18 protein-coding genes are annotated in these 23,930 nt (G+C 62.7%); 11 read left to right on the top strand and 7 right to left on the bottom strand.

From position 1 onward, the window contains the following. Positions 1 to 164: 164 nt before the first annotated feature. The 5 genes from LOY53_RS07925 (at position 165) to dacB (ending at position 8,086) form a co-directional block, all read left to right on the top strand. Positions 165 to 1,496 carry a deoxyguanosinetriphosphate triphosphohydrolase gene (locus LOY53_RS07925; RefSeq protein WP_099453365.1) on the top strand — a complete coding sequence of 444 codons (1,332 nt, stop codon included), beginning with the start codon at positions 165 to 167 and terminating at the stop codon, positions 1,494 to 1,496. A 283-nt stretch (positions 1,497 to 1,779) separates the two neighbouring features. Continuing rightward, positions 1,780 to 2,397: a response regulator transcription factor gene (locus tag LOY53_RS07920; protein WP_027596659.1), complete on the top strand. Its 618-nt coding sequence runs from the start codon at positions 1,780 to 1,782 to the stop codon at positions 2,395 to 2,397. Positions 2,398 to 2,405: 8 nt separating this feature from the next. Beyond that, the gene (locus LOY53_RS07915; RefSeq protein WP_252827180.1) at positions 2,406 to 6,068 is read left to right on the top strand and encodes an ATP-binding protein; all 3,663 of its coding nucleotides are present in this window, start codon (positions 2,406 to 2,408) and stop codon (positions 6,066 to 6,068) included. 12 nt (positions 6,069 to 6,080) lie between these two features. Next, on the top strand, positions 6,081 to 6,425 hold the full coding sequence (locus tag LOY53_RS07910; RefSeq protein ID WP_027596660.1) for a YggL family protein: 345 nt from the start codon (positions 6,081 to 6,083) through the stop codon (positions 6,423 to 6,425). 197 nt (positions 6,426 to 6,622) lie between these two features. Beyond that, on the top strand, positions 6,623 to 8,086 hold the full coding sequence (gene dacB / locus LOY53_RS07905; protein ID WP_238214640.1) for a D-alanyl-D-alanine carboxypeptidase/D-alanyl-D-alanine-endopeptidase: 1,464 nt from the start codon (positions 6,623 to 6,625) through the stop codon (positions 8,084 to 8,086). A gap of 157 nt (positions 8,087 to 8,243) precedes the next feature. Here the strand turns inward: dacB and LOY53_RS07900 are convergent, their stop codons facing one another. Together LOY53_RS07900 and rlmKL are read right to left on the bottom strand one after the other, a co-directional pair. Continuing rightward, on the bottom strand, positions 8,244 to 10,655 hold the full coding sequence (locus tag LOY53_RS07900) for a diguanylate cyclase (RefSeq protein WP_258703826.1): 2,412 nt from the start codon (positions 10,653 to 10,655) through the stop codon (positions 8,244 to 8,246). A 94-nt stretch (positions 10,656 to 10,749) separates the two neighbouring features. Further along, a complete protein-coding gene (gene rlmKL / locus LOY53_RS07895; RefSeq protein ID WP_027596663.1) occupies positions 10,750 to 12,942 on the bottom strand; it encodes a bifunctional 23S rRNA (guanine(2069)-N(7))-methyltransferase RlmK/23S rRNA (guanine(2445)-N(2))-methyltransferase RlmL in 2,193 nt (730 codons plus the stop codon). Positions 12,943 to 13,503: 561 nt separating this feature from the next. Here rlmKL and rmf point away from each other — a divergent pair. After that, positions 13,504 to 13,716 (top strand): ribosome modulation factor, encoded by a 213-nt coding sequence (gene rmf, locus LOY53_RS07890; protein WP_186682375.1) that lies wholly within the window; start codon positions 13,504 to 13,506, stop codon positions 13,714 to 13,716. Between the two features lie 96 nt (positions 13,717 to 13,812). Here the strand turns inward: rmf and LOY53_RS07885 are convergent, their stop codons facing one another. Next, on the bottom strand, positions 13,813 to 14,838 hold the full coding sequence (locus LOY53_RS07885) for a quinone-dependent dihydroorotate dehydrogenase (protein ID WP_252827177.1): 1,026 nt from the start codon (positions 14,836 to 14,838) through the stop codon (positions 13,813 to 13,815). A gap of 139 nt (positions 14,839 to 14,977) precedes the next feature. Between LOY53_RS07885 and LOY53_RS07880 the strand changes: the two genes are divergently transcribed. The 5 genes from LOY53_RS07880 (at position 14,978) to cobA (ending at position 20,814) form a co-directional block, all read left to right on the top strand. Next, on the top strand, positions 14,978 to 16,192 hold the full coding sequence (locus LOY53_RS07880; protein ID WP_258703825.1) for a CmpA/NrtA family ABC transporter substrate-binding protein: 1,215 nt from the start codon (positions 14,978 to 14,980) through the stop codon (positions 16,190 to 16,192). 11 nt (positions 16,193 to 16,203) lie between these two features. Further along, on the top strand, positions 16,204 to 16,779 hold the full coding sequence (locus tag LOY53_RS07875; protein ID WP_258703824.1) for an ANTAR domain-containing response regulator: 576 nt from the start codon (positions 16,204 to 16,206) through the stop codon (positions 16,777 to 16,779). 373 nt (positions 16,780 to 17,152) lie between these two features. After that, positions 17,153 to 18,364, top strand: a complete 1,212-nt coding sequence (locus LOY53_RS07870) for a NarK/NasA family nitrate transporter (protein ID WP_258703823.1) — start codon at positions 17,153 to 17,155, stop codon at positions 18,362 to 18,364. 9 nt (positions 18,365 to 18,373) lie between these two features. Next, a complete protein-coding gene (locus LOY53_RS07865; RefSeq protein WP_258703822.1) occupies positions 18,374 to 20,044 on the top strand; it encodes a bifunctional protein-serine/threonine kinase/phosphatase in 1,671 nt (556 codons plus the stop codon). Between the two features lie 26 nt (positions 20,045 to 20,070). Beyond that, a complete protein-coding gene (cobA, locus tag LOY53_RS07860; protein WP_258703821.1) occupies positions 20,071 to 20,814 on the top strand; it encodes a uroporphyrinogen-III C-methyltransferase in 744 nt (247 codons plus the stop codon). A gap of 71 nt (positions 20,815 to 20,885) precedes the next feature. Here cobA and LOY53_RS07855 read toward each other — a convergent pair whose 3' ends face one another. The 4 genes from LOY53_RS07855 to LOY53_RS07840 form a co-directional block, all read right to left on the bottom strand. Next, complete coding sequence (locus LOY53_RS07855) at positions 20,886 to 21,923, bottom strand: OmpA family protein (protein ID WP_027596670.1); 1,038 nt, start codon at positions 21,921 to 21,923, stop codon at positions 20,886 to 20,888. A 111-nt stretch (positions 21,924 to 22,034) separates the two neighbouring features. Beyond that, complete coding sequence (sigX, locus tag LOY53_RS07850; RefSeq protein ID WP_033694384.1) at positions 22,035 to 22,601, bottom strand: RNA polymerase sigma factor SigX; 567 nt, start codon at positions 22,599 to 22,601, stop codon at positions 22,035 to 22,037. A 113-nt stretch (positions 22,602 to 22,714) separates the two neighbouring features. Beyond that, positions 22,715 to 23,539 (bottom strand): mechanosensitive ion channel family protein, encoded by an 825-nt coding sequence (locus tag LOY53_RS07845; protein ID WP_258703820.1) that lies wholly within the window; start codon positions 23,537 to 23,539, stop codon positions 22,715 to 22,717. Between the two features lie 2 nt (positions 23,540 to 23,541). Further along, complete coding sequence (locus tag LOY53_RS07840) at positions 23,542 to 23,805, bottom strand: hypothetical protein (protein ID WP_033700486.1); 264 nt, start codon at positions 23,803 to 23,805, stop codon at positions 23,542 to 23,544. Positions 23,806 to 23,930 lie beyond the last annotated feature (125 nt).

Genomic DNA, 23,930 nt, shown 5'->3' with positions numbered 1-23,930 from the left:
CTTGTGCTGCGAAGAGGCCGGTGCAGTCAAAGCAGATATCTGCAGCCCACACCGGCCTCTTCGCAGCACAAGGCTGCTCCTACAAGAAACCGCGTCAACCTTCAGCTTGCATGGTGCCTCTCGACACAGGAAGCTATGCCCATCGACCGACAGGAGATCGAGCCTTGGACTGGCATACCCTGCTGACCCGCGAACGCCTGGGCAAAGCCCTGTATAGCCCCGAAGAACTCGGGCGCAGCCCCTTCCACAAAGACCACGACCGAATCATCTTCTCCGGCGCCTTCCGCCGGCTTGGGCGCAAGACCCAAGTACACCCGGTCTCCAGCAACGACCATATCCACACGCGCCTGACCCACTCACTGGAAGTCAGCTGCGTCGGCCGCTCGCTCGGCATGCGGGTGGGCGAAACCTTGCGTGACAGCCTGCCGGACTGGTGCGAGCCCAGTGACCTGGGGATGATCGTGCAATCGGCCTGCCTGGCCCACGACATCGGCAACCCACCCTTCGGCCATTCCGGCGAAGACGCCATCCGCCACTGGTTCCAGCAGGCAGCAGGGCGTGGCTGGCTGGACGACATGAGCGACGACGAGCGTGCCGATTTCCTCAACTTCGAAGGCAATGCCCAAGGCTTTCGCGTCCTCACCCAACTGGAGTATCACCAGTTCGATGGCGGTACCCGGCTGACCTACGCCACCCTCGGCACTTACTTGAAGTACCCCTGGAGCGCCCGTCACGCCGATGCCCTGGGCTACAAGAAACACAAGTTCGGCAGCTACCAGAGCGAACTGCCACTGCTCGAACAGATCGCCCGCAAGCTCGGCCTGCCACAACTGGAACATCAGCGCTGGGCACGCCACCCTCTGGTCTACTTGATGGAGGCCGCAGATGACATCTGCTACGCGCTGATCGACCTGGAAGACGGCGTGGAAATGGAGTTGCTGCAGTATGCGGAAGTCGAGGCGCTGCTGCTCGACCTGGTCGGCGACGACCTGCCGGAGACCTATCGCCAACTCGGCCCCCGCGATTCGCGCCGGCGCAAGCTGGCGATCTTGCGCGGCAAGGCCATCGAACACCTGACCAACGCCGCCGCCCGCGCCTTCGTCGAGCAGCAAACGGCACTGCTTGGCGGGCACCTGAGCGGCGACCTGGTCGAGCACATGCACGGCCCGGCCAAGCACTGCGTGCTGCAAGCCAAGGACATGGCGCGCAACAAGATCTTCCAGGATAAACGCAAGACCCTGCACGAGATCGGCGCCTACACCACGCTCGAGATCCTCCTCAACACCTTCTGCGGCGCGGCCCTCGAACAGCACGGCGGCCGCACACCCTCGTTCAAGAGCCGCCGTGTACTCGACCTGATCGGCAACAATGCACCGGACCCCCACGGGTCATTGCACAGCGCGTTCCTGCGCATGATCGACTTCATCGCCGGAATGACCGACAGCTATGCCAGCGAAATGGCCCGCGAAATGACCGGGCGCTCCAGCCCGACCTGAGCCAGGCAGGTGCAGCCTGCGCGCACGCGCTTGCTGCACCTGCCTACCTAGGAAACTTCCTACCCATGCCCGTCACTGATTAAACACCACGAATAACAATCAACGAAAAGTTACCAAACAAGGTTTGACATTGAGTTTAATGCGCTCATTGCGTAGCCCGATTTGTTTTATCTTGTAAGCCATTTCCCATATAGGGCTAATAGCCCTTCCTCGCATGCCCGATGACTTCCAACTGGGATAAGGTGCCAGCCGTCACCCTCACTCGCCCGCAGGGAAGTTGAACATGCATTCCGTATTTATAGTCGACGACCACCCCGTTATCCGTCTGGCCGTCCGTATGTTGCTGGAGAATCAGAACTACAAGATCGTCGGCGAATCGGACAATGGCGTAGATGCCATGCAGATGATTCGAGAGACCACACCCGACCTGGTCATCCTCGACATCAGCATCCCCAAGCTAGACGGGCTAGAGGTACTTTCCCGGTTCCAGGCCATGTCCCTGCCACTGAAGGTGCTGGTATTGACCGCCCAGTCCCCGGCGTTGTTCGCCGTGCGCTGCATGCACTCGGGCGCTGCAGGCTATGTATGCAAACAAGAAGACCTTAGCGAACTGCTCAGTGCAATCAAAGCCGTGCTGGCTGGGTATAACTATTTCCCCAGCCAGGCCATCAAACACAATCAGACGGTCAATGCAGACCTGCAACTTTTCCGACAGGTCAATGACCGTGAATTGATGGTCTTGCAACTCTTCGCTCAAGGCCGAAGCAACAAGGAAATCGCCAAGGGCATGTTCCTTAGCAACAAGACGGTCAGCACCTACAAGAAGCGCCTGATGCACAAACTCCAGGTCGACACTTTGGTGGATCTGATCGAAATGGCCAAACGCAACGCACTGGTCTGAGGGTTTTCATGGCGCGCCTTCTCGCCCGGCTGTTACTTGCCCTGGCGCTGTTCAGCGGTGGGGCCCAGGCCAACCACCACAGCGCTTCTGCCTACGCGCTGCTGGCACGCTCACCGGCAACGCCAGCTCCGCTTTCGCTCACGCCCCAACAACACCAGTGGCTCGAAAGCCGTCACGAGCTGGTGCTGGGCACCTCAGCACCCGACTACCCACCTTTCGACATCACCAGTGGCGGGCGTGACTACCAAGGCCTCACCGCCGAATATGCCAACCTGATCGGCCTCGCCTTGCAGTTGCCGGTACGGGTGCTGCGCTTTTCAAACCGGCAGGCTGCCGTGGAAGCACTCAAACGCGGCGACATCGACCTGCTCGGCAGTGCGAATGGCTATGAGGCAACCACGGACGGCCTGGCACTTTCGCACCCTTATGCGGTTGACCAGCCGGTGCTGGTCACCCGTGAAAACGAAGGCCGCGCACTGGACATGGGCCTGGAAGACATGCGCCTGGGCATGCTTTACCACTACCTGCCAAGACAGGAGGTTGGCAGCGCCTACCCGAAAGCCCATCTGCTGGCGTTCGGCTCATCTTCCCAAGCCTTGAATGCCGTGGCATTCGGCCAGGCCGACGTGTTCATCGGCGACACCATCTCCACCCACTATCAACTCAACCGCGGCCACCTGCCTGGCCTGCGCATTGCCAATTTCAGCAAACACGAAGCCATCGGCTTCAGCTTCGCCGTGCGCCAGCAGGACACGCTGCTGATGGAGCTGGTGAACGCCACACTCGACAGCCAGCCCGCCACCTTGCGCACCAGCATCTTCAAGCGCTGGAGTGCGGGCAGCGACCTGCTGTTGACCGACCGCAAGCTGCAACTGACGGAGACTGAAGAAATCTGGCTGCAACACCACCCGGTCATGCGCGTGGCGATCGACGACACAGCAGCCCCGGTGTCCTTCTTCGACAGTTCAGGCTATTTCAGGGGCATCACCGCCGACCTGCTGGAGCTCATCCGCCTGCGCACCGGCCTGCGCTTCGAGGTACAGCGCGCCAGCGGTATCGCCGACATGGTCGCCCGGCTCGAAGACGGCCGAGCGGATGTGATTGCGGCGCTCACCACCGATGGCGTAGCCAAGCAGACCCTGCAAATCAGCCGACCCTACCTGGACAGCGTCTATGTGCTGGTCAGCCTCGCTGACAAGGGGCAATTCGCCTCCCTGGAACAACTGAGGGACCGACGTGTCGCGATTACCCGATACAGCGCAATGGACGTCTTGCTCTCCACGCGCTATCCGCGCATTGGCCGGATCGAAACCGAGAGCACCTTCTATTCCATGGCCTTGCTCAAAAGCGGCGCTGTCGATGCCGTGATCACCACCTTGATCGATGCCAACCATGCCGTGGCCGCCAACCCCGACCTGGTCATACGCACCACGGTTGGCAGCGAGCCTGCCAGCTACGCCATGGCAGCCAGCGACCAGTCGCCCACACTGGTTTCGATTCTCGACAAAGCGCTGATGAGCATTTCGCCAGAAGAGCTGGGGGTGATCAATAACCGATGGCGTGGTTACGGCTTGCACGACGACAGCACCTGGCAGAATTTTCGCCGGCTTGCCTGGCAAGTGCTGCTGGGCACAGCGCTTCTGTTACTGATGGCACTGATCTGGAATGCCCGCCTGCGCCTGCAGATCAGGCAGCGGCAAAGCGCCGAGCGGGCATTGAACGACCAACTGGCGTTCATGCGCGCGCTGCTCAACGGCACCCCCCACCCCATGTATGTGCGTGACCGTGAGGGCTGCCTGCAAAGCTGCAACGACAGTTACCTGGAGGCTGTACAGGCCTGTAACGAGGAAGTCATAGGCAAGCGCCTGGAAGAAAGCCTGTTCGCTGACCGCGAGCAGACCCGCCAGATCCACGCTGACTACCTGAAGGTCATGGCGGCAGGCACCCCGCTGATCATCGATCGCCCGTTGCGGGTCAAAGGCCGGGAAATGACCATCTACCACTGGATACTGCCGTACCGTGACTCGCTGGGCGAAGTACAAGGCATCATCGGCGGCTGGATCGATATCAGCGACCGTCGCCAGCTGGTGCTGGAGCTGCGCCAGGCCAAGCAGCAAGCCGAGGATGCGAACCGTGCCAAGAGCACCTTCCTGGCGACCATCAGCCATGAAATTCGCACCCCGATGAACGCGGTCATCGGCATGCTGGAGCTGGCCGTCAAACGCGCCGACCAAGGGCGGGTGGACCGCTCTGCGCTGGAGCTGGCCCATCACTCGGCCAAGGACCTGCTGGGGCTGATTGGCGATATCCTCGACATCGTGCGCATCGAATCCGGGCACCTGTCACTCGCGCCAGAACCGGTCGACCTGGCGGCACTGGTCGAGTCGGTGGGGCGCATCTTCGATGGCCAGGCACGGCAAAAAGGCCTGGCGCTGGAGGTGATCATCGAGCCGTCGGCCCGCTGCCATGCATTGCTCGACCCGCTGCGCTTCAAGCAGGTGCTGTCCAACCTGGTCAACAACGCCATCAAGTTTACCGAGCATGGCCAGGTGCGCATCTGCGTCTGTTTGCAGGACGAAGGTACGCCCTCCTCCCCGACGCTCGAACTGGAGGTGCGTGACAGCGGCATCGGCATTCACGCCGATGACCTGCAGCGCCTGTTCAACCCCTTCATCCAGGCCAACCCCCACAGCCCAGGCGCCCGTGCGGGTACCGGCCTTGGGTTGGCCATTTGCCGAAACCTGTGCGACATGATGGGCGGCACCTTGACGATCAAAAGCCTGGAGGATGTCGGCACCCAGGTTCGCCTTAAGATGCCTTTGCAAACCGTCAGCGCCGTATCGGTCGGGATGCCGGTTATCGAGAACGTCGACGTGCCCGATCCTCGCTTGAATGTGCTGGTGATCGACGACCACCCCGCCAACCTGCAGTTGATGGCCCAGCAGCTGGGCTACCTGGGCCTTGGCCATACATGCGCCAGGGATGGCCGCGAAGGCCTGAGCAGCTGGCGTGCCGGTACCTTCGATGTGCTGGTGCTCGACTGCAACATGCCGCACATGAACGGCTATCAGCTGGCCAGTGCGGTACGTGCCGAAGAACGGCAACGCGGGCGACCGCGCTGCACCATCCTCGGCTATACCGCCAACGCGCAACCCGAGGTCATGCGCAAGTGCCTGGATGCCGGCATGGATGACTGCCTGCTCAAACCCATCAGCCTAACTACGCTCAGCCAGCACCTGGCTGGCATCAAGCCGCAGGGCCGGCAGCCGTGGCGGCGCAAGCCCTTTGATCTGAATGGCCTGGGCGCAATCGTCGGGGCGGACCCAAAGGACCGCAAGCGTTTTCTCACGGCGCTGCACCAGAGCCTGCGTACCGACCTGATGATCTTGATGGACCTGCCCCCCGAAGACGCCGCCGCCGTTGCCGACCAGGCGCACAAGGTTCTCAGTGCCGCGCGCCTGCTGGAAGCCACGCAGCTGATGGCGGCGTGCGAAGCACTGGAGAACATTGGTTTAACAACCCCGCAACGGCAGCTAAGGCGTCAGGCGCTGGCGCGGCACATGCGCCGCGTGGAAATGGGCCTGGCTGGAGAGCTTGCAGGTACCGACGAAGTTGAATCAGGAAGGCAGCCAAACGCCGAAGCTGGTAGACTGCGCGGCGATATTACCTAAGAGGATTGTTTCATGGCCACTAACCGCTCCCGTCGCCTGCGCAAAAAGCTGTGTGTCGACGAGTTTCAGGAATTGGGCTTCGAGCTGAACCTGGACTTCAAGGAAGATCTGGATGACCAGGCAATCGATGCATTCCTCGATGCCTTCCTGGAAGAAGCCATGGACGCCAATGGCCTCGACTACGTAGGCGGTGACGATTTCGGCCTGGTGTGCTCGGCCAAACGCGGTTCGGTCAGCGAAGAACAACGCGCTGCCGTCGAAGCCTGGCTCAAAGGCCGTGGCGAACTGACCAAGATCGAAGTCAGCCCACTGCTCGACGCCTGGTATCCGGACAAGCCGATCAACGCGGCTGAGTGATACCTGCGCGGTACCCAGCGGCTTGAACGCTGAAAAGGCCACCCTTTGCGGTGGCCTTTTTTGTGGGTGGCGTTTTCCGTCGAACGTGGCCCATCGTGGCTACGCTTGGGGCATAATGCGCGTTCTATTACGTTCTGGGGCCATCATCTCTTACAGCCCCAATGTCCTTTTCCCTCGCCGCAGGGTATTTACTGAATATGATCAAAACGCTCCGTCCTCTCGTTCTCGCCGGCCTGCTCCTGCCCTTCGCCTTGCCCAGCCAGGCCGCCGCCGTCAATACCAGCCTGCCGCCCAAGGTGCAGCAGGCGCTGAAAGCCAACAAACTGCAGGACACCGCCCTGTCGCTGGTGATGCTGCCGCTGGATGGGCCTGGCGCGGCGACGGTGTTCAATGCCGATGTGTCGGTGAACCCGGCCTCGACCATGAAGCTGGTCACCACCTACGCGGCCCTGGAACTGCTCGGCCCGACCTTCCAGTGGAAAACCGAGTTCTACACCGACGGCACCCTGAGCAACGGTGTGCTCAACGGCAACCTCTACCTCAAAGGTGGCGGCGACCCGAAGCTGAACATGGAAAAACTGTGGCTGCTGATGCGTGACCTGCGCGCCAACGGCGTGCGCACCATCACCGGTGACCTGGTGCTGGACCGTAGCCACTTCGTACAGCCTAACCTGCCGCAGTTCAACGATGACGGCGGTGACGTCAACAAGCCGTTCCTGGTCAAACCCGACTCGCTGCTGGTCAACCTCAAGGCACTGCGCTTCGTTGCCCGCAACGATGGCGGCAAGGTGACGATCGCGGTCGAACCGCCGATTGCCAACATTCGCATCGACAACCAGGTCAAGGCCGTGGCGTCCAAGCAGTGCACCGGTGACGTGCGCTACAACCCTGTGCAACAGGCCGACGGTGTCAGTGTGGTGGTCAGCGGCCAGCTGGGTGATGGCTGCAACTCGCAGACCTACCTGTCGCTGCTCGATCACCCGGCCTACGCCGCCGGTGCCGTGCGGGCGATCTGGAACGAGCTGGGTGGCAGCATTCAGGGCAGCGACCGCGTCGAGAACGTCCCCAAGAGCGCACGCCTGCTGGCACGGGCCTTCTCGCCTGACCTGGTGGAAGTGATCCGCGACATCAACAAGTACAGCAACAACACCATGGCCCAGCAGCTGTTCCTTAGCCTGGGCGCGCAGTTCCGTACCGATGCCGATGGCGATGACGCCCGTGCGGCGCAACGTGTGGTGCGCCAATGGTTGGCGAAAAAAGGCATCACCGCGCCACACCTGGTGATGGAAAACGGCTCCGGCCTGTCGCGCGCCGAGCGCGTCAGCACCCGCGAGATGGCGGCGCTGCTCCAGGCCGCCTGGAAGAGCCCCTACTCCGCCGAGTTCATCAGCTCCATGCCGCTGGTGGGTATGGACGGCACCATGCGCAAGCGCCTGAAGCGCACGGCAATGACCGGTGAAGGCCACATCAAGACCGGTACGCTGAACACCGTGCGCGCCATCGCGGGGTTCAGCCGCGACAGCAACGGGCATACCTGGGCAGTGGCGGCGATTTTGAACGACCCGAAACCGTGGGGCGCATCGCAGGTGCTGGACCAGGTGCTACTGGACCTGTATCGCCAGCCGAAGCTGGGTGCGAGCGCTGCGGCAGCCGCACAGTGATTGCTGTGTAGGCGAAAGGTCAGCACGCTTTCTGTGGGGCCAACTGTCTGGCCCAGCTTCTAAAAGCTGACGCAATTACTGTGGGAGCGGGCTTGCCCGCGAAGGCGCATGCTTCGCGGGCAAGCCCGCTCCCACAGGGTCCCTGCTGAGTTGGCGCTCAGGTCAACTCCGCTTCGACCCGGTCCCGTCCTGCCTGCTTGGCCGCATACACCCCGGCATCCGCCCGCAACAGCAACGCATCCGCCCCCTCCCCTGGCCGCCAGCCCGCCACACCAAAGCTCGCCGTCACCTCGCCCACGCCCTCAATCGGGACGTTGCGCACGCTTTGCCACAGCTCAAGCGCCAGCAACCGCGCCTGCTCGGCATCGCTGCCCGGGCACAGCACCATGAACTCTTCCCCACCCAACCGGCAGAACACGTCGGTCCGCCGCAGGCGATGGCCGATGCGCTGGCACAGGCTGCGCAGCACCAGGTCGCCCACGGCATGGCCGAACTGGTCGTTGATGCGCTTGAAGTGGTCGATATCGAGCATGATCACCGCCAGCGCCAGGCCATCGCGCTGGGCGCGGTCCAGCTCGGCCTTGAGCCGCTCCTGGAAATAGCGCCGGTTATGGATACCGGTCAGTGAGTCGGTCACCGACAGGGCACGCAACTCCTCCTCCACCCCCTTGAGGTCGGAGATGTCGGTCAGGTAGCCATGCCACAGGGTACACCCCGCCTCACCCACCTCCGGGGTCGCCTCACCACGCACCCAGCGCAACCCCGCCTGCGGCAGGCACACCCGGTATTCCTCGCGCCACGGCGTAAGGTGGACGGCTGAATAGCCCACCGAACGGCGCACGCGCTCCAGGTCATCGGGATGAATGCGCTCGAACACCACCGTGGCATCCTCACGCAACTGCTGCAGGTCGACCTCATAAATGTCGTAAAGGCCTTTGCTGGCATACGGGAAACAGGAATGGCCATTGGCATCCAGGCGGTACTGGTAGATGCCGCCCGGCACTTCGGCACTGAGCTTTTCCAGCAGCCGGTCACGTGCGGCCAGCGCCTCGTGTACCCGGCGCCGCTCGGTGACGTCGATGCAGATGGCCAGGTAGCCAACCCACAGGCCTTGTTCATCGAGCATGGCGGTGACCAGCATGTTGGCGACAAGGTGACTGCCATCGGTGCGTACCAAGGTCCACTCGCCTGGCTCTTCACCCCTTTCCTGCACCGTTTCGGCAAACATGGCCTGGCCGCCGGCGATGTGACGCCTGTATCGCAGGCTCAAGGCGTGGGCGCGCTGGCTGAGCTCGTCGGGCAACACCAGGTCCTCGAGGCGCAAATGGCCGATCGCCTCGTTGGCCGAGTAGCCGAGCATGCGCTCGGCACCGGCATTGAAGGTGCTGACCACCCCCTTGAGGTTGGTGGCGATGATCGCCACCTGGGTCGCTGCATCCAGCACGCTGCGCAGCTGGTTGTGCGTACCGCGCAAGGACTGTTCGCTGACCCGCAGCTCGGCCGTGCGCTGCTCGACCAGGGTCAAGGCGCGCTGGCGCTGGCTGAACAGGTTGTAGAGCAAGGCACTGAGCAGCACGCTCAACAGCCCACCCAACAGGCCGACGGTCAGTGCCGCCGAAGAATGATTGGCCTTCAGAAAGGCCTGGCTCGGCCGGATAAGCAATTGGAAAGGGTGATCGGCCAGGTATAGCAACTGGCTGCTGGCCAGGGCCAGGGCCAGGGGCGCGGCCTCATTCCGTGAGTCGAACACCACTTCCGGCCCCTTCAGCCCGGAAGGGTCTTCGATGCGCACGACCAGGTTGTCATCGGTTGCCGCTGGCAGGCCATCGCTGATGAGATCGCGCAAGTTGAGCAACGCCATCACATAGCCCACCGCCGCGCCTTGCGGGGCTGCGTCGGAGAACACCGGTGCCACCATCAACAGGCCGCGTGCATCCGCCGCCGGCCGAACGGCACCAGTCTCCAGCATGGCCAGGGGTTCCGACACCGCCATGCTGCCAGGTTCCAACGCCCGCGCCAGGGTGGCTTGCCGCGCACCTTTGCCAGCCAGGTCAAGCCCGTAAGGGAGCGCGGGCGCGTCTGTCGACTGGGTGAAGCGCACAGGAAAGTAGTGATCACGCAGGGGCGCAGGTTGCCAAGCGCCCTGCGCATCCTGATCGCGGATCACATAGTCCTGGCCCAACCAGGTAGCGGTGCTGTGCTCGAATTCGGCGCGCTGCGCGGCCTCTACCCGCGGCGCCCAAGCGTACGCCAGGGTGCGGCGCAACAAAGGCCGTGCATAGCCCTCGAATTCGCGGGGGGTAACCTCGTTGGAGAAACTGAAGAACCGCCGCAGCCCGTCCAGGCGCTGCTGCTGATCGTCAAAGCGCTCAGCGATGCGGCTGAAGCGCTCGCTGGCCAGCAACTCGAAGCGCTGGCGCAGCTGCTGTTTGTAGAACGCCTGCGCGGCAAGGGCCAGGACGGCCGACAACAGGCAGCCGGCCACCAACGCTACCAGCGCCACCGCCCACGCGGACACGCCTTCCGTGCACAGGCCAAGTAACCTCGCACGCACGCCAAACTTGGACATACACCCATCTCGTCACGTCAGCGTCCTGCGGATTATCTTGCCCTGGCATCAGTTATAGCTATTGGCCACTAGCTACGCAATGTACCTCGTCGCCTCAGCGCAGTTGCAGGCGCCACGCCCGGTGGATGCGGTTGTTGCGGGCGAAGTCCGGGTCCAGGGTCTGGGCGCTGATTTCCTCCACCGCGTAGCGCGCCATCAGGTGCTCATCGAGCTGGAACTTGCGGAAGTTGTTGGAGAAATACAGCACGCCGCCTGGCGCCAGGCGCGCCATCGCCAGGTCGAGCAGTTGCACATGGTCGCGCTGAACGTCGAACACCCCTTCCATGCGCTTGGAGTTGGAGAAGGTCGGCGGGTCGATGAAGATCAAGTCATAGCTGTCACGGTTGGCGTCCAGCCAGGCCATCACATCGCCCTGCTCCAGGCGGTTACGCTCGGAGAAGCCGTTGAGCGCAAGGTTGCGCCGCGCCCAGTCCAGGTAGGTTTTCGACAGGTCGACACTGGTGGTACTGCGAGCACCGCCCTTGGCCGCATGCACGGTGGCCGTGGCGGTGTAGCAGAAGAGGTTGAGGAAGTGCTTGCCGGCGGCTTCGCGCTGGATGCGCATGCGCATCGGGCGATGGTCGAGGAACAAGCCAGTGTCGAGGTAGTCGGTGAGGTTGACCAGCAGCTTGACGCCGCCTTCATTGACTTCCTGGAAGCGCCCCTCGGTGGCTTGGCGCTCGTACTGGCGGGTGCCGCTCTGCCGCTCACGGCGCTTGAGCACCACGCGCTGAGGGGAAATACCCAACGCCTGCGGGATCGCTGCCAGTGCATCGAGCAGGCGCGCCTGGGCCTTTTCCGGGTCGATCGAACGGGGCGCGGCGTACTCCTGCACGTGCACCCAGTCGTGGTAAAGGTCGACTGCGAGGGCGTACTCGGGCATGTCGGCATCGTACAGGCGGTAGCAGTCGACCTGCTCGCGACGGGCCCACTTGCCCAGTTGCTTGAGGTTCTTCTGCAGGCGGTTGGCGAACATCTGCGCGCCTTCCGACAAACGCGCCGGTTCGCTGGCCTGCGGCTCCTGACGACGGGCATCGGTGGGTTCAGCCTGGGCGTCACGGCGCTCGCCAGTCACGAACTGGTCAGGCTGCACCTTGAACAACAGCAGCTTGCACGGCAATGCACCGTTCCAGAAGGCGTATTGCTTGTGGCTACGAATGCCCATGCGCTTGCCCAGCTCCGGCGCCCCGGTGAACACCGCGGCTTCCCAGCCCATGCACGCTTGGCGCAGACGCTCGCCAAGGTTCTGGTAGAGGTACAACAGGCTGGCTTCGTCACCCAGACGCTCGCCGTATGGCGGGTTGCTGATCACCAGGCCTTTCTGGTTCTGGTCAGGCCGCGGCTCGAAGGTGCTGACCTCGCCCTGGTAGATCTTGACCCAGTCGCTCAGGCCCGCGCGCTCGACGTTGTTGCGCCCCGGCTGGATCAACCGCGGGTCGGCCTCGTAGCCACGGATCCACAGCGGTGGCTTGGCCAAGCCGGCCTGCGCACGCGCTTGCGCCTCGTCGTGAACCTTGCGCCACAGGGCTGGCACATGGCCAAGCCAGGCGCTGAAGCCCCAGCGTTCGCGCTTGAGGTTAGGGGCGATGTCGGCGGCAATCATGGCGGCTTCAACAAGGAAGGTACCCACACCACACATCGGGTCGGCCAGGGCGCCGCCCTCAGCAGCGATGCGTGGCCAGCCGGCGCGGATCAGCACGGCTGCCGCAAGGTTTTCCTTGAGGGGCGCGGCGCCTTGCTGCAGGCGATAGCCGCGCTGGTGCAGGCTGTGGCCAGACAGGTCGAGCGAGAGAATCGCCTCGCCACGGTCCAGGCGCAGGTGCACGCGCACATCGGGGTCGATCTTTTCCACCGACGGGCGCAGGCCTTCACGGTTGCGCAGCTTGTCGACGATGGCGTCCTTGACCTTGAGCGCGCCGAAGTGGGTGTTGTCGATGCCCGAGCCATGGCCACTGAATTCCACCGCAAGGGTGCCGTCGGCCGCCAGGTGGTCTGCCCAGTCAACCGCGTTGACGCCGTCGTAGAGGTCGTCGGCGTTCTTCATGTTGAAGCGCTTGAGCACCAGCAACACCCGGTTCGCCAGGCGCGACCACAGGCACAGGCGATAGGCGGTTTCCATGTCGGCGGCGCCGCGAATGGCCGAGGTGTGCTCACGCACTTCATCGAGGCCGAGGCCCTTGGCCTCTTCAGCGAGCAGGCCTTCCAGGCCTTTGGGGCAGGTGAGGTAAATTTCGAAACGGTCCGACATGAGTATTCCAGAGCCTTAGGCTATTTGACTGACGAGGCGACGCATCGCCCCGCGATGTTTGCCCGAACACCCTTCCAGCAGGCATCCGAGTGGCCATTGCCTGCGCGCAATTGCGCAGCGCAAGGACCGGGCCGCCTGACCGACCAGCACTTCGCCAGGGGCAAAGACAGCTTAGATCATCAGGCAGCATTAAAAATTCGAGCGATGCAGGGGCCGATGTGACCCTTCGTCGCATTTCAAAATAATTCTGTCATGGCGCAGCGACGCTGGCGAAATGACGTCAATGATCGGCAAACCCCGATCATTGCGGGCTCAGCGACAAATAAGGTTGAGTCGCATTTATTTACTTATCCCTTCACCCTTAGAAACGTTACGTCCTTATGACAAATCGATCATTCACACTGTGACGCGCATTCGTTAGAACTGGTCTCAGGCCGCTTCGCAACGAGGCGGCACCTTCCGCTCGCCACGCCGGCAGCGAGCGCATACCGGCAGAACGATTCTGCCCGGCCTCGGAGAGGCCGACGGGACATTACAGTCAACAAGTGAGGGCAGCACCCTATGAGAAGACTTAAGCGTGATCCGTTGGAAAGAGCATACAAACGTGGTTTCCTATACGGAATCGCCGGTAAATCCAAGGAGCTTTGCCCCTACGAGGGTGAAAAACAATTCAACTGGAACAACGGCTGGCGAGAAGGTTTCGATGCGAGGTGCGCCGGTGAAACAGGCATCGCTGGCATCCACAGGCTCTCCGAAAATCACGCCTTTGGCTGAACGAGGACACTGAATTCGAGTCACCATGCGCGCCCCATCCGGGCGGCGGGCTTCGGCCCAGGGGCCCCTTGATGGGGCCCTTTTTATGCCCGCGACTTAAGCGCGAGGCAGAGCGGCAATCGCATCGACCGATTCGCGAATCAGCGCCGGCCCCTTATAAATGAAGCCCGAGTAAATCTGTACCAGGCTGGCACCCGCAGCGATTTTCTCGGCGGCGTGACGCCCCTCGGTAATGCCACCCGCCGCAATGATCGGCAACTTGCCGCCCAGCTCACCGGCCAACACCTTCACCGTGTGGGTGCTCTTCTCAAGCACCGGCGCCCCCGACAAACCACCGGCTTCGCCGCCATAAGGCAAGTGCTCGACGCCTTCGCGGCTCAGGGTGGTGTTGGTAGCGATCACCGCGTCCATGCCCGATTCCATCAGCGCAGCAGCCACCAGTGCGGTTTCTTCGTCGCTCATGTCAGGGGCAATCTTGATCGCCAACGGCACGCGCTTGCCGTGCGTGACCGCCAAATGCTCACGGCGCTCGGCCAAGGCATCGAGCAACTGCTTCAGCGAGTCGCCAAACTGCAGGCTGCGCAGGCCCGGTGTGTTCGGCGAGCTGACGTTGACTGTGATGTAGGTGGCTTCGGTATAGACCTTGTCCAGGCAGATCAGGTAGTCATCGACCGCCCGCTCGACCGGGGTGTCGAAGTTTTTGCCGATGTTGATGCCCAGTACGCCGTTGTAACGCGATGCCCGCACGCGCTCGAGCAGGTGATCGACGCCCAGGTTGTTGAAGCCCATGCGGTTGATGATTGCCGTTGCCTCTGGCAGACGGAAAATCCGCGGCTTCGGGTTGCCGGGTTGCGGGCGCGGTGTGACGGTACCGATCTCGACGAAGCCGAAGCCCAGTTGGGCGAAGCCATCGATTGCCGCGCCGTTCTTGTCCAGGCCAGCGGCGAGGCCCACCGGGTTGGCAAAGTTCAAGCCCATGACCGACACCGGCAACGCTGCCGGCTGTTTGCACAGCATGCCGTTGAGGCCGAGACGGCCACCGGCACCGATCAGGTCCAGGGACAGGTCGTGGGAGGTTTCCGGGGAAAGCTTGAACAGCAGCTGGCGGGCCAGGGTATACATGGGCGGGCAAGGCTCGGGGTGAATGAGGGGGCGATTATAGCCAGCGCACGGCTGGCATGACAGTAAATCCTAGGGCCGATTGGCACATGCGTTGCTTCGCTCACCGCACACTGCCTTTTCAGTACGGGCGAGGATCCTTGTGAACACAGCAACCCGAGCAACGCCCCTGGCCTGGGTCAACGGCAGCGACGCACCGGAAAAGCCCAGCCTGAACATTGGCTTCATGGCCCTGACCGACTGCGCCTCGGTCGTGGTCGCCGCCACCCAGGGCTTTGCCCAGCAACACGGCCTGACCCTCAACCTAAAGCGCCAGGGCTCTTGGGCGGGGCTGCGCGACAAACTGGTCAGCGGCGAGCTGGATGCCGCGCACTGCCTGTATGGCCTGGCGTATGCCGTGCACCTGGGCATTGGCGGTGTGCCCGCCAGCGACATGGCCGTGCTCATGGGGCTGAACCAGAATGCCCAGGCCATCAACCTATCGCCCGCCCTGCAACGCAAGGGCGTGACCAGCCCTGAGGCATTGGCGCGGCTGGTGCACCAGCATGGCGCACGCCTGACCTTTGCCCAGACTTTCCCCACCGGCACCCACGCCATGTGGTTGTACTACTGGCTGGCGAGCCAGGGCATCCACCCGCTGCGCGATGTCGACAGCGTGGTGGTGCCGCCCGCGCAGATGGCCGCACATATCCAGGCTGGCCGCATCGACGGGTTTTGTGCAGGCGAACCTTGGGCGGCGGATGCCGTCGCCAAGGGCCAGGGCTTTACCCTGGCAACCAGCCAGTCGATCTGGCCAGACCACCCGGAGAAGGTGCTCGCTTGCGCCCGCGCCTTCGCCGAGCAATACCCCAACAGCGCCCGTGCCCTGATCAAGGCGATACTCGCAGCCAGCCGCTTCATTGAGCAAAGCCCTGAGAACCGCCGCAGCACAGCACAGTTGCTCAGCGGCAGTGCTTACCTGGACACGCCGACGAGCACTGTCGAGCCCCGCCTGCTGGGTGACTACCAAGACGGGCTGGGCAACCAGTGGCAAGACCCCCACGCTTTGCGCCTGTTCGACCAGGGCCGGGCCAACCTGCCGTATTTGTCCGACGGCATGTGGTTCATGACCCAGTTCCGCCGCTGGGGACTATTGCGAGACGACCCCGACTACCTCGGCGTGGCCAGCCAGGTCCAGCAACTGGCGCTTTACCACGAAGCGGCAGACGCCCTAGGCATAGCGTGCCTTGAGCAACCGATGCGAAGCAGCCTGCTGATCGACGGTACCCGCTGGGACGGCAGCGACCCCTACGGCTATGCCCGCAGCTTCAGCCTGCACGCCTTGGGCGACACACCCGAAGCCCGCGTTGGCCTGTGAGGGGGATGAACATGCTGCGTATCCTGCTGATCGACGACACTCAAAACAAACTGGGCCGGCTCAAGGCCGCCTTGAGCGAGGCCGGTTTCGACGTGATCGAAGCCCCTGGTCTGACCATCGATTTGCCCGCCTGCGTCGAAACGGTGCATCCGGACGTCGTGTTGATCGATACCGACGCACCGGACCGCGACGTGATGGAACACGTGGTACTGGTCAGCCGCGACCGACCGCGGCCCATCGTGCTGTTTACCGACGAACATGACCCCGGCGTAATGCGCCAGGCGATCCAGGCGGGGGTCAGCGCCTATATCGTCGAGGGCATTCATGCTGCGCGTTTGCAGCCGATTCTGGATGTGGCCATGGCCCGCTTCGAGAGCGACCAGGCCCTTAGGGCGCAGTTGCTGGCGCGTGACCAGCAACTGGCCGAACGCAAGCGGATCGAACAGGCCAAGGGCCTGCTGATGAAGATGAAAGACTGCAACGAAGAGCAGGCCTACACCCTGATGCGCCGCCAGGCCATGAGCCGCCAGCAGAAGCTGATCCAGGTGGCCGAGCAGATCATCGCCATGCACGAGATGCTGGGCTGAGAAGACATAGCCCTTTGGGCTGTGCTGTCGCGCGAGAACAAAGATCGTAAGCGAGCCTTCAAACCTGTGGGAGCCGGCTTGCCGGCGATGCAGGCGCCACGGTGTATGGCACCGGCTTTGCCGGTGATCGCCGGCAAGCCGGCTCCCACATGGCTCTGCTAAATGAATCAGTTATGTGTCGTTCAATGACAGCAGGGTCATCTGCGAAGCGGCCGCAGCAATGTTGGCCCATCTCTTGCTGAACAAACATCACCGGTAGCCAACGGCGGTTGCCCCACTTAAATCCCGACAAAGACGTCGCTCACCCATCCACAACCGTGGACCGGGTAGCGGCGTCTTTTTCGTTCCGTTGCTTTGCCGAGTGAGGTGTTCAATGAGTACCAGCTTCTGGAAATCCGGGCATGTGCCCACGCTGTTCGCCGCGTTCCTGTATTTCGACCTGAGCTTTATGGTCTGGTACCTGCTCGGCCCGCTGGCGGTGCAAATCGCTGCCGACCTGCAACTGAGTGCACAGCAACGGGGCCTGATGGTGGCCACGCCGATCCTGGCCGGCGCAATACTGCGCTTTGCCATGGGGCTGCTGGTTGACCGCCTTTCGCCCAAGACCGCCGGCCTGATCGGCCAGGTGATCGTCATCGTCGCCCTGGCTGGCGCTTGGTACCTGGGCGTGCACAGCTATGAACAGGCCTTGCTGCTGGGGGTGTTCCTGGGCTTTGCCGGCGCCTCGTTCGCGGTTTCGCTGCCGCTGGCTTCGCAGTGGTACCCGCCGCAGCACCAAGGCAAGGCCATGGGCATCGCCGGGGCCGGCAACTCCGGCACGGTGTTCGCCGCTTTGCTGGCACCGGCCTTGGCTGCAGGCTTTGGCTGGAACAACGTGTTCGGCTTCGCCCTGATCCCGCTGTCGCTGACCCTGGTGGTGTTCGCGCTGCTGGCGCGCAACGCGCCCGAGCGGCCCAAGCGCAAAGCCATGGCCGACTACCTCAAGGCCCTCGGTGACCGCGACAGCTGGTGGTTCATGTTCTTCTACAGCGTTACCTTCGGCGGCTTCATCGGCCTGGCCAGTGCCCTGCCCGGCTACTTCAGCGACCAGTATGGCCTGAGCCCGGTTATCGCTGGCTACTACACTGCCGCCTGCGTGTTTGCCGGCAGCCTGATGCGCCCGCTCGGCGGCGCCCTGGCCGATCGCTTTGGCGGCATTCGCACCCTGTTGGGCATGTACAGCGTGGCCGCCATCTGCATCGCGGCCGTAGGCTTCAACTTGCCCAGCGCGGCGGCGGCGCTGGCGCTGTTCGTCAGCGCCATGCTCGGCCTGGGCGCTGGCAATGGCGCTGTGTTCCAGTTGGTGCCGCAACGTTTCCGCCAGGAAATCGGGGTGATGACCGGGCTGATCGGCATGGCCGGCGGCATTGGCGGCTTCCTGCTGGCCGCGGGCCTTGGCACCATCAAGCAACACACCGGCGACTATCAATTGGGGCTGTGGCTGTTCGCCAGCCTCGGCTTGCTGGCCTGGTTCGGCCTGCATGGCGTCAAGCAGCGCTGGCGCACCACCTGGGGCTCGGCTGCCGTGACCGCGGCACGGGTCTGAGGCGCCCCCATGAGCCTGCAACTGAGCTTTGCCCACGCCAGCGCCACCGGGCCCCGCGCGGAAAACCAGGATGCCCTGCGCCTGGTCACCCCGGCGCCGGAGCTGGCCGCCAGCAAGGGTTACCTGTTCGCCCTCGCCGACGGTGTCAGCCAATGCGCCGATGGCGGCCTGGCCGCACGGGCCAGCTTGCAGGCGCTGGCACTGGACTACTACGCCACCCCCGCCACCTGGAGCGTGGCACAAGCGCTGGACCGCCTGCTGCTGGCGCAAAACCGCTGGCTGCGCGCTCAGGGCAGCGGCCAGCCGCTGTTGACCACACTCAGCGCACTGGTACTGCGCGGTCGGCGCTTTACCCTGGCACATGTCGGCGACTGCCGCGTCTACCGCTGGCACCATGGCCGCCTGCAGTGCTTGAGCGAAGACCACGTATGGGATCAACCGGGCATGCAGCATGTGCTCAAACGCGCGCTAGGGCTGGACCAGCACCTGCTGGTCGATTACCTGGAAGGCGAACTGCAGGCAGGCGAGTGCTTCGTGCTCTTGAGCGATGGGGTCTGGGCCAGCCTGGGTGACCAGCACATCCAGTCGGTCTTGCGCGAGCAGCCCGACCTGCAACAGGCGGCCGATACCCTGGTTGCCAGCGCACACCTCAATGGCAGCCAGGACAACGCCAGCGCCTTGTTGGTGCAGGTTGAAGAACTGGGGCCGACCAACCTGGGCGATACCTTGGCACAGCTACAGCAGTGGCCTGTGCCCGGCCCCCTTCGCGAAGGCCAGGTGATCGATGGCTGGCAGATCGAGGCGCTGCTCTCGCACAGCCGCCAATCCCTGCTGTACCGGGCACGCGACGGCCACGGCCACGCGTGGCTGCTCAAGACCCTGCCCGCCGTCCGCGAACAGGAGACCGGGGCGGCACAAGGGCTGCTGATGGAAGAGTGGTTCCTGCGCAGGGTGGCCGGGCGGCACTTCCCTGAACTGCACGTCGCCAGCCAGCGCCAGCACCTGTACTACGTGATGCGCGAATACCCCGGCCAAAGCCTTTCGGCGCTGCTCAACGAGCACGGGCCGCTGCCGCTGGCGCAGTGGCTGGAAATGGCCCGTCAACTGCTGCAAGCCGTCGGCGTGCTGCATCGGCGCAACTTGCTACACCGCGACATCAAACCCGAAAACCTGCACCTGGGCGCCGATGGCCAACTGCGCCTGCTGGACTTCGGTTTGGCCTACTGCCCTGGCCTGTCCGAAGACCCGCAGCACGAGCTGCCCGGCACGCCCTCCTTCATCGCCCCGGAAGCCTTCGAAGGCCAGCCCCCCAGCCCGCGGCAAGACCTCTATGCCGCCGGCGTGACGCTCTACCACCTGCTGACCGGGCACTACCCCTATGGCGAAGTGGAGCCATTCCAGCGGCCACGCTTCGGCCAGCCGGTCAATGCCTCGCGCTATCGCCCTGACCTGCCGGAATGGTTGCAGCACAACCTGCTGCAAGCAGTGGCGGCCGACCCGGCGCACCGCTTTGAAACAGCCGAACACTGGTTGCTGCTGCTCGAACGCGGCGACCGCCAGGATGCGCCCCATCGCCCCCGGCCTTTGCTGGAGCGCGAACCGCTGAAAGTCTGGCGCACCCTGGCCCTGCTGTCCCTGCTGGGCAACCTGATACTGCTGCTCACCCTGCTCAAGGGCTGAGTCGCCTTACCGATGAGGAAACGTTGATGAATGCAAAAGTCTGGCTGGTCGGTGCCGGCCCTGGTGACCCCGAACTGCTCACCTTGAAGGCTGTGCGCGCCCTGCAGCACGCCCAGGTGGTGATGATCGACGACCTGGTGAACCCCGCCGTGCTGGAGCATTGCCCACAGGCAAGGGTGATTGCTGTGGGCAAGCGCGGTGGCTGCCGCTCCACGCCGCAGGCCTTCATCCAGCGCCTGATGTTGCGCCATGCGCGCCAGGGACGCTGTGTAGTGCGGCTCAAAGGCGGCGACCCGTGCATCTTCGGCCGGGGTGGCGAAGAAGCTGCCTGGCTGCAAAGCCATGGCATCGAGGTCGAGCTGGTCAACGGCATCACGGCAGGCTTGGCGGGGGCGACGCAATGCGGCATATCACTGACGTCACGCGGGGTGAGCCGCGGCGTGACGCTGGTAACCGCACATACCCAGGATGACAGCGAACTGAACTGGGCGGCGCTGGTGCAGGGCGGCACGACGTTGGTGGTGTACATGGGTGTTGCGCGGCTGGAGCAGATTCGCCAGGGGTTGCTGGAAGGCGGCATGGCGCCCCATATACCGGTGGCGATGATCGAGAATGCGTCATTGCCGCAGCAGCGTGAGTGCCGCAGTGATGTGCAGGGGATGGTTGAGGATGCGCGGGCGTTCGGGCTGTGCAGCCCGGCGATATTGGTGATTGGCGAGGTGGTTGGGGTTGCTCCGGCACAGCTGATGGAATGGTCAGCCGCTGGCTAGCCGGCGGCCATGAAATAGCAGGCAAAGAAAAACCCGGCCGAGGCCGGGTTTTTCATGAAGCATCGAACCAATTACTTGGCTTGGGCTTCTACTTGCGCTTCAACGCGACGGTTAACAGCGCGACCTTCTTCGGTGGCGTTGTCAGCAACCGGACGGGTCTCACCGTAGCCAACCGAGTCAACACGGCTGGATTCTACGCCGTACTGCTGGGTCAGGACTTGCTTGACAGCGTTGGCACGACGCTCGGACAGCTTCTGGTTGTAAGCGTCTGGACCTACGGAGTCAGTGTGACCTTCAACCACGGTGGTGGTTTGTGGGTACTGCTTCATGAAGTCAGCCAGGTTCTTGATGTCGCCGTAGCTGTTTGGCTTGACGACCGACTTGTCGAAGTCGAACTTGACGTCCAGCTCAACACGAACGACTTCGGCAACAGCCGGGCAGCCGTCGGCGTCAACGGTAACGTTGGCCGGGGTGTCTGGGCACTTGTCGACGTTGTCGCACACGCCGTCGTTGTCGCTGTCGGAGCAGACTTCAGCTACTGGAGCCGGAGCTGGAGCAACTTTGCCACCGCTGCCACCGAAGTTCAGACCAACACCAACGGATGGGCCCCACTCGGTGTTGCCGTTGTCGATGTTGTACATGGCTTCAACGCCAGCACGGGCGAAGAACATGTCGGTGATGTACCACTTGGCGCCAGCGCCAACGTTGGCGAAGGTGGAGTGGTCGCGGCCGCTACGGGTAGCTTGGCCCAGGCTCTCGTGAGCGAAACCAGCGGAAACGTACGGACGCAGAGCATCGCCTACGGTACCGAAGTGGTAGGTAGCGTCGAGCTTGGCTTTGGAACCTTTGATGTCTTTGTTGAAGACTTCACCACGAGCGTTGTGAGTCTCGTTGTAGCCCAGGTCCAGGGAGACGTCGTCGGTCAGGAAGTAACCGAGGCGAACACCAGGATTGGTGCCGTCGTTCTTGAAGTTACGCTCGCTGTCGTAGTACTGCTTGGTAACGTTACCTTCGATTTCAACTGCGCCTTGGCCTTGAGCCAGAACGCCGAACGAAGTAGCGGCTACGAGCGAGCCAATGGCCAAGCCCAAGGTGTTTTTCAATTTCATCCGTTAAATCCCCATCTGGTGATAGTTAAGCAGTCCCACCAACAACAAGGGGGACAACTCGACGGCTAGTCTAGCAGAACTCGCCGATTCGTTAGAGATTATTGCACGCGCTTAAGTTTCATCCAGCCCGTGAAATTTCTCTCGAAGCTTGTCTAGCGCGCGCTTGTAACGCATTTTCGTCGCGCTCAGGCCCATGTGCATGATATCCGCGATTTCCTGAAATTCCAGCTCTGCGACAAATCGCAGCACCAGGATTTCCCGATCAATCGGGTTCACATGCACGAGCCATTTGTCCAGCCCGCCTTTTTCTTCGGGTTTGGGTGCCTTGTCTTCGGACGCCTCTTCAATAGGGTCCAGACTCAAGGCATCCATCAACCGACGTTTGCGTCGCTCCTTGCGGTACTGGGTAATGCACTCGTTGTAGGTGATGCTGTAGAGCCAGGTCTTGAACTTCGATTTGCCTTCGAAGTTCTTCAGCCCGTACAGCACTTTCAGCATCACTTCCTGACAGACATCGTCGGCATCCCGGTCGTTCCCCAAATAACGTGCACAGACGTTGAACAGGGTCCGCTGGTAGCGCCGCATGAGCTCCTCATAGGCGCGGGTAACGTGGTACAGCTCCTCATGCGAACGCGCCACCAACTCTTCGTCGGTGAGCTCGCGGGGGTCATAACGCATGGGCGGCGAATGAACTTTATTCAAAACGGATCTGGCCGACAGTCAGGTCAATGTCGCCGCTCGACCCCGTGGGGTCGATTTCGCGGCGGCATACATTAACAGCTTTTGTGCGGTTAGCGGCTATTGACACGCTGCTCAAGCAACACGCGGTTAGACAGCGACACCAGTTCGCCATCATCGGTCAACAGCGTCGTCTTCACCGTGCCGATTTCCTCGATATGCCCTTCGACCTCTCCAATCCGCACCTGCTGGCCGACTTGGTACAGCTCGCGCACGTAGATGCCGGCCAGAATTTGCCCAGCGATTTCGCGGCTACCAAGGCCCATGGCCAAGGCAACGGCCAGACCAACGGTAATCAGCCCGATGACGATGACGTGGTTCAGCAGGTCGGTCTTGACCTCGAGCTGGCTGATGGCCACAGAAATGCTGATGATGATCACCAGGCCTTGGGTGATACGCCCAAGGCCTGCGGAGTACTCAAGGCCAATGCCTTCGGCAGCACCGCGCACCAGGCCATTAGCCACCTGCGCCAGCAGCACGCCGGCCAGCAGCACCAACGCCGCGCCGAACACTTTAGGCAGGTACAGAGCGAGCATGTCGAGGGTCGCCGACACCCGCTCAAGGCCCAGCGATTCAGCAGCCGAGACGAGGAAGATCAGCAACACGAACCAGTAGACGATCTTGCCGATCAGGGTCGATATCGGCACCTGGATGCCACCCCGGCTCAACATCTTGGTCAGCCCGGTACCGGCCATCAGGCGGTCCAGGCCAAGCTTGGCGAGCAACTTGGAGAGCAGCGCATCGAGCAGCTTGGCCACCACGAAACCGAGCAGCACCACCACCAGCGCGCCGAACAGGTTAGGGATGAAGTTCGCCACCTTGGTCCAAAGGGCCGTCATGGCAGTGACCAGGCTTTGGGTCCAGAGATCCAGTTCCATATTCAATCGGCCTTATCTGCTTTGCTGCCGGTGGCAGCGTTGCGGGTAGAGTTTCTACGCACGGGCGCAACATGCGCCGAGCCATTGTTGACGGCAATCAGCAGCGCCTGGCTCCAACGGCCAAGCAGGCTGAACAGATCACCCGCACCGACCTGGCGGTTGGCGGTTTTCAGCACACGACCCAGGCAGGCGGCGTCATCTCGGTCCTGGCCGGACGGTGACGCCTTGAGCAGGTCGCGCAGGGATTCTTCAAACGGATCGTGCATGGGCACCTCGCGCAGTATCAGCAAGAGACGAGATGGCACGGCGATGGGTCACACATCGCATTGGGACGAATGTTTCAAAATGAACACGCGCCGGATTCTTCGCGGGCAAGCCCGCTGCCACAGGG

This window comes from Pseudomonas sp. B21-031 (genome assembly GCF_024748985.1).
In the GTDB taxonomy this organism is placed as follows: domain Bacteria; phylum Pseudomonadota; class Gammaproteobacteria; order Pseudomonadales; family Pseudomonadaceae; genus Aquipseudomonas; species Aquipseudomonas kermanshahensis.
This window is presented reverse-complemented; position numbering and strand designations above follow the sequence as displayed.